General features: G+C 36.6%; 6 protein-coding genes. 4 read left to right on the top strand and 2 right to left on the bottom strand.

Features of this window, described 5'->3' with window-relative positions:
• Positions 1 to 298: 298 nt before the first annotated feature.
• Positions 299 to 1,807 (top strand): Fic family protein, encoded by a 1,509-nt coding sequence (locus tag B5F78_RS15510; protein WP_087249883.1) that lies wholly within the window; start codon positions 299 to 301, stop codon positions 1,805 to 1,807.
• Positions 1,808 to 1,917: 110 nt separating this feature from the next.
• Here the strand turns inward: B5F78_RS15510 and B5F78_RS15505 are convergent, their stop codons facing one another.
• Both B5F78_RS15505 and B5F78_RS15500 read right to left on the bottom strand, forming a co-directional pair.
• Positions 1,918 to 2,367 carry a DUF3408 domain-containing protein gene (locus B5F78_RS15505; RefSeq protein ID WP_087249882.1) on the bottom strand — a complete coding sequence of 150 codons (450 nt, stop codon included), beginning with the start codon at positions 2,365 to 2,367 and terminating at the stop codon, positions 1,918 to 1,920.
• 1 nt (position 2,368) lies between these two features.
• A complete protein-coding gene (locus B5F78_RS15500) occupies positions 2,369 to 3,061 on the bottom strand; it encodes a ParA family protein (RefSeq protein ID WP_087249881.1) in 693 nt (230 codons plus the stop codon).
• Positions 3,062 to 3,624: 563 nt separating this feature from the next.
• Between B5F78_RS15500 and B5F78_RS15495 the strand changes: the two genes are divergently transcribed.
• Genes B5F78_RS15495 through B5F78_RS15485 form a run of 3 tightly spaced genes read left to right on the top strand, consistent with a single transcriptional unit; the run spans position 3,625 to position 6,294 of the window.
• Complete coding sequence (locus B5F78_RS15495) at positions 3,625 to 3,933, top strand: plasmid mobilization protein (RefSeq protein WP_087249914.1); 309 nt, start codon at positions 3,625 to 3,627, stop codon at positions 3,931 to 3,933.
• Between the two features lies 1 nt (position 3,934).
• Positions 3,935 to 5,332, top strand: a complete 1,398-nt coding sequence (locus B5F78_RS15490) for a relaxase/mobilization nuclease domain-containing protein (protein WP_087407156.1) — start codon at positions 3,935 to 3,937, stop codon at positions 5,330 to 5,332.
• Positions 5,333 to 5,343: 11 nt separating this feature from the next.
• A complete protein-coding gene (locus B5F78_RS15485; protein ID WP_087249879.1) occupies positions 5,344 to 6,294 on the top strand; it encodes a hypothetical protein in 951 nt (316 codons plus the stop codon).
• Positions 6,295 to 6,434 lie beyond the last annotated feature (140 nt).

The following is a 6,434-nucleotide window of genomic DNA, read 5'->3' as shown; positions in this document are numbered from 1 at the left end:
TTTGATTTGCAACTATAAAATTACTCATTTTCTGCGATATGCGGAAATCCCTGTGCCTCTTTTATATCCCAAGAAGAAGGTTATCTATTAACTTGCGAAACTTGAATTAGTATATAAGTTAACGATGGCTTACATGCATTTATCTAGAAAACCTGATAGTTTATTCGATATAAAAATTATTTCTTTAATTAATAATTAGTTATGGATTTTAATTTTTATATTTGCAAATAAAAACGTGTGTTTGCAAATCAAATAAAACGTGTAACTGCAAACAATAAAAAACTTGTGATTCTATTATATGGCAACGATAGCGGAAAAAATGGTTGAGTCCTTAAAGGTGCTGCAAGCTTTACAGGACGATAAAACATGTGTTGTGTTGAAAGGAACAAATGAAATCAGCCGTACCCACCTGAACAGGCTGCTTAAAAGCGGATATTTACAGGAAGTGATGAAAGGCTGGTATATTTCTTCTAGACCGGGTGCAGAAGGGGACACAACAGTATGGTACACCTCGTACTGGTATTTTGTGGCTAAATATGCTACAGAACGGTTCGGAAATGAGTGGTGCCTGACTCCTGAACAGTCACTTGACATCCATTCCGGGAAGAGCACGATTCCCGTACAATCGATTATACGTTCCCCGCATGGCAACAATAACATGATAAAACTGATGTATGGTACTTCTCTGTTTGACTTGAAAGCGGATGTTCCGGCAGAGATTACCAAGCATCCTTTATATGGTGTGAATATGTATTCATTGGCTGAAGGGCTGGTTTATGCCTCCCCTTCCTATTTTCAGACGGAAGAGGTAGCCGCACGCACCTGTCTGTCAATGGTAAAAGATGCTTCTGACCTTATCAGAATCCTTTCGGAGAAAGGAGCTTCATTAAGAGCAGGTAGAATAGTCGGTGCTTTCCGTAATATAGGGAATGACAAAATCGCTGATGCCATAATGCAGTTTATGAAAAGACTTGGGTATAATGTGGTTGAAGAAGACCCTTTCAGCCACACTCCTGCCATTCCTATAACTTATCAGATTTCCCCCTATGCCACCCGGCTGAGACTTATGTGGGAGAATATGAGAAAAACAGTATTGTCATTGTTCCCAAAGGCTCCAGGAATGAATGCTGATATAGAAGGGTATCTGAAAAGTGTCGATGAGAGGTATACTGAGGATGCTTATCATTCGCTTTCCATAGAAGGCTACAAAGTGTCTCCCGAACTGATTGCAAAGGTAGGTGCCGGAGACTGGAAACCGGAAAGTGAAGATAAAGAGCAAAAGAATGCGTTGGTTGCGCGAGGCTATTATCAGGCATTTCAAGAGGTAAAACGTACCATATTGGAAATCCTGAAAGGTAAGAATCCGGGTGAAGCCATTGAGGAATCTCACGGGAACTGGTATTTTGAGATGTGGTCTCCTTTCATTGTTGCGAATATATTAAAGCCATCAGATTTAGTCGGGTATCGTACAGGACAGGTGTATATACGCGGCTCGTTGCATATACCCCTCCCTCCTACCGCTGTCAATGATGCGATGGATGTCCTTTTCGACTTATTGAAGAATGAACCCAGTCCGGCTGTCAGGGCTGTATTGGGGCATTTCTTCTTTGTATTCGTTCACCCGTATATGGATGGCAACGGACGCATGGGGCGTTTTATACTAAATACGATGCTTGCTTCCGGCGGTTATAACTGGACAGTCATTCCAGTTGATAGAAGAAACGAATATATGCAGGCATTGGAGAAAGCGAGTGTCGAAGGTGACATATCCGACTTTACAAGGGTTATCGCCTCTCTATTGCGCTAAACCTCAGTGGAATCTGCAATTTTGCCAAGGAAATTATCGGGCAAAGCCGTAATGTTGATGTACCGGCTTTGCCCATTACTCGGTTTTGATTATGTGTCAGATTCAAAATCCTATAAATTCATATATTTCTTTACTGCCGCTTGAATTTCTTTATTGTATTTTTCAAATGCGGCTTCAAGAATATTGGTGGCTAACACATGCATACTTACACCTGAAACATTTGCAAGTCTCTTAAGTTTGCCATGTGTTTCTTTTGAGATGCGGATCATTTCCACCTCCTTTATTTTCCTTTCCTGGAATAATAAGTTATACTCCTCTTTTCGGTTGGCTTCTTTGTCCTTTTCGACATTTTCTTGGATGGCTTTATCCTTTTTTTCCGAAAGTACGTTTTCAGGTTTAACAGCTTCTTTTATTTCTTGCTGCCCTTCTTCTTTTTGTGCTAGTTCCGGATTCGTTGTTATTGTAGGAGCCACATTTTCCGTTTCCTTTATTTCCTTTTCCATCTTGGATGCATTGGCCAAGAGTTTGCTCATGCCGGTTGATGTCGTCTTATTTCCCATGTTATTCCTCCTCAATATGTTTGCTGATTAATTCTATCACTTCCTCACAGAACTGGTCACACGGATGATGGTAATTGCTGCTTAATGTTGACAGGTTCCTCTGATAATCCACCCTCGAATCTTTGATATAGCTTTCCATGAGCTGGAAAGGTAGATTTTCCTTATTTTTAATTATTTCCTTAAACTCCAGAACATTTGGCATTACCCTATTCATCACACCTCTTACGGTTGTCTTCATGCCATTTTCCTTTCGTGCCTTTATGATGTTTTTATATACACTATCATAGAAGTATAAAGTAGCACTTAAATCCGTGTTGTTCGGTTCAAAAGGCATAATAACGATGTCAATGAAATGCAAGGTTTCTACTACACCATTTTGTTTAAGGTTACCCGGAAAGTCAACTAATATGACATCAAAACTTTCTTTCAGGAAATCCAGCTGGTTGATGAACTCTGAGGAAGAAATATTCATTACTTCGTATTCTTCCTTCAAGTTGTTGCTTTCATCACTTTCGGATTGGCGAAGCCTTCCCATTGTATTCTGCATGTCGTCAATATCCACAACTCCAATTTTTATGCCGTCCTCACCCAATGAGTGTACATAGCCTGCGAATAATGCAGTCAGTGTTGATTTTCCAACCCCACCTTTGGGGTTTTCGAATGCTAACGTTATACCAGGTAATTTCTTCCCCATAATCTATCAAATTTAGTTATTGTGCAAATATAAAATTTAGAAATTAATAATGCAAGAAATAACATAATTTATTACGTGAAAAAGAAAGATATTTATTCCTAACGTATATAAGTAATACATATCGTACATAATAAATTAAATACATACATTAATATGATATAAAGAAAATAAGAAATAAAATATTTAATATATTAATAAAGAAAGAAATAAATAAAGTAAGTAATAAAGTAAGTACTAATGTGTTAATGTAATATTTGCACATTAGTACATTAGTACAAATGTTATAGTGTAACATTGTTTGCTATGTATAATATGTACAAAGTTACTTTGTTGCAAATGTTACAATGTTACAAAGTAACTTCCGCTATATTTGGACTCTTTATACCTTTGTTTTTTTAATCCAGATTAATTAAATCACGAAAATTCTTCAGTATTATTGCTTACCATAATCATATTTATTACCTTAGTACACGCAAGGTATGTTTTTGTATATACAAAAACTCCTTGCATCAACCGAGTTGATGTATTCTGCTCGTTTTACTCACAAATTTAGGACTTGTATTATGAACGAAAAACGTACCCAATCTATTATATTGAGGTTGACAGAAAAGGAGAAAGAGATGCTTGTTTTTTTGGCAAAAAGACATGATATGAATATATCTTCTTATGTGCGCAATATGTCATTGAAAGGTTCTGTCGTTACGAAAACCGATATTCAAACCGTTATAGAATTGAAGAGAATAGGTAACAATCTTAACCAGATAGCAAAACAAATTAACCTGATACCTCATGAAGATAACATAAAAATCCACCTTCAGGAGATACATGATTCGTTAAATATGATATCAGAAATAACAAAAAAACTCGTATGAAATGATTGCTAAAATTGAACCGGCTTTTTCATCCATGTCAACATTGTGCCGAAAAATCGAATACCAACTGGAGAAAATATCTTCAGGTGAAGCCAAAGAATTATTCAATTCTACGGGTGATGCCTTAACTTCATTTTCAGAGTATATGTTTCTTTTCTCTTCGCTTAATGACAGGGTGAAACTGCCTTATTCTGAAATTACTTTGAATCTTTCTCCCGGTGAAAGACTATCTGATGATGATTGGGTTAATCTGTCGACAGAATATATGGAAAAAATGGGGTATGGGAACTGTTGCTATTCGGTCATTTTAAATATCGACAAGGAGCATTCCCATGTTCATATATTGCACAGCCGCATAGATTCCGAAGGGAAATCCGTATCGAATTCTTTGGATTATAAACGGTCGGAAAAACTGGCGAGAGATCTTGAAAAGAAATATAACCTTATCAGTCTTACGGAAAATGGAAAGACAAAAGAACGGTTGTCTTCAATTTCCGGACAACGCTACTATTTTGATAATGCTTTGAAGAAGGCAGCCAGAAATTATGCTGTTAAAGATAGGGTGATGACTATTTTATCCTCATCTGGTGCATCAGAGCTGCTTGGCGATAGATTATTCAAATCAAGACTGAGCAATGAAGAATGGATGTCTGTTCTAGGCAATCATGAGTATGATGCTATTCTTTCCATTCTCAAAAAAGGTGGATTTATGAAGTCATTATATAAAGAGGACCTTTTATGCAGACTCGATAAAGCCTATGCCGTGAGCAATACTTTTCAGGAATTCAGGTTCAATCTGCAAAAGGATGGAGTATATATGCGTCTGACAAGTAAAAAAGACAAGTCATATTATGTGTATGGCTTGTCTGAAGATTCATTCTATATTAAGGATACATCCTTACCTCAGAAATTCAGATATGGAAATATGAACTTTGATGTAAGGTCTATGTCTTACGATGAACAGAAGCATTTCATTTTTAATAAACTGAACCTGATGTTGGGAAAATCCGCTTCTTATGAAGATTTTAAGCGTTTATTGGGAGAATCCGGTATAGGTATAAAAGAACATGTGAATAGCCAAGGCGTATATGGTCTCTCTTTTTCTATTATGGATATAGATATGGCATTTGAATTTAAGGCCTCCGACATATCGCGAAAATTTTCTTTCGCAAATATTCAGAGACATTTCTCCAGTGATCCGTTTTTACATGACAACACGATTCATAGGGTAGGGGAGTGGCGAGAGTCTTTGGAACGCGACAATGAATATATGTCACATTCTTCTTTACCTTTCATTCCAGATATTGATATTACAGGAGGCGGCAGGAAAAATAAGGAAGATGATTTTCTGCCAGCCAAACGTAAAAGGAAACATAAAAACAATGATTTGTCACTTTAAAATTATCAAATATGAATTTTCAAACTCTTTTAAAAAAATATACTCCGGTTGAGCATGGCGATTTCTTTCGCCTATATAGAATCAACAATAGAGGTTATGTAATTTACTGTAATGAAAATAATGTACTTTGCTGTATGGAATTGTGCGGTTTTACTGACCTTTCAATAAATGTGTTGGCTGAATTACTCAATGCCAATTTTGAGGCCAAGGAGGAGTGCGAAGAATTTTCTCTACCAGTACGTTGCTGCAGGCAGCAGATAATTGATTATTTGTTTGATGTATCAGCTAAGGAAACCAATGTAAAGCTCAAGCATGTTTCGGGGTTGCATGGATATTTGCTTAAATCCATACATCAGGATAAGTCAGGGGAAAATGCCTATCGCAATCTTTTTCAGTTTGATTCTGTAAACGGGATTACAAAACTTTTATTTGACGACAAACAGTGTCTTGCTTCGATACGGACAGACAAGTCCGGTTCGGTATATATCTGCTGGAATCCTATCTTGTTCCTTGGACTGGACAAGTCCGGTGATCCGGACTCTACAGGTTATTTACTTGCTTCATCTTCTCCTTTGCTGGTTGATTATGTTTTGTCTAAAATATCTTGTGAACGGGATATAAAAGTAATGGTCGGAAGCAATTATTTAGAGGCACTGCTTTTTATTTCTTCATTTGCTTCTTCACATGATATGTCATATAAGCTATCTGTGTATTGTGATGAAATGAATGTGCTCATTCAGTTCTTGAACTGGCCTACTCCTCAGAAGATAATAAACTTTATCTCTCTACTTAATAAGCATATACCAGAGGGATATGAAAAGCTTTCATGCGTTATGGTTAATAAGAAAATATATTTGCAGGTTCCGGCTATTCGGTCTTATTTAAAGCCATTGCTTTACTTATACTTTGATTTGTGGGGTGACTCATTATATTTGTCCTTATTGAAGTTAGATGCATCCTAATTATTATATTTGCATCCATTTTTATATATTTATTATTCAAGTTTCGCAAGTTAATAGATAACCTTCTTCTTGGGATATAAAAGAGGCACAGGGATTTCCGCATATCGCAGAAAATGAGTAATTTTATAGTTGCAAATCAA

The organism is Bacteroides sp. An279, from assembly GCF_002159615.1.
GTDB classification, from domain to species: Bacteria; Bacteroidota; Bacteroidia; order Bacteroidales; family Bacteroidaceae; genus Phocaeicola; species Phocaeicola intestinalis.
The sequence above is the reverse complement of the archived record's forward strand: the minus strand, read 5'-3'. Positions and strand labels throughout refer to the sequence as shown.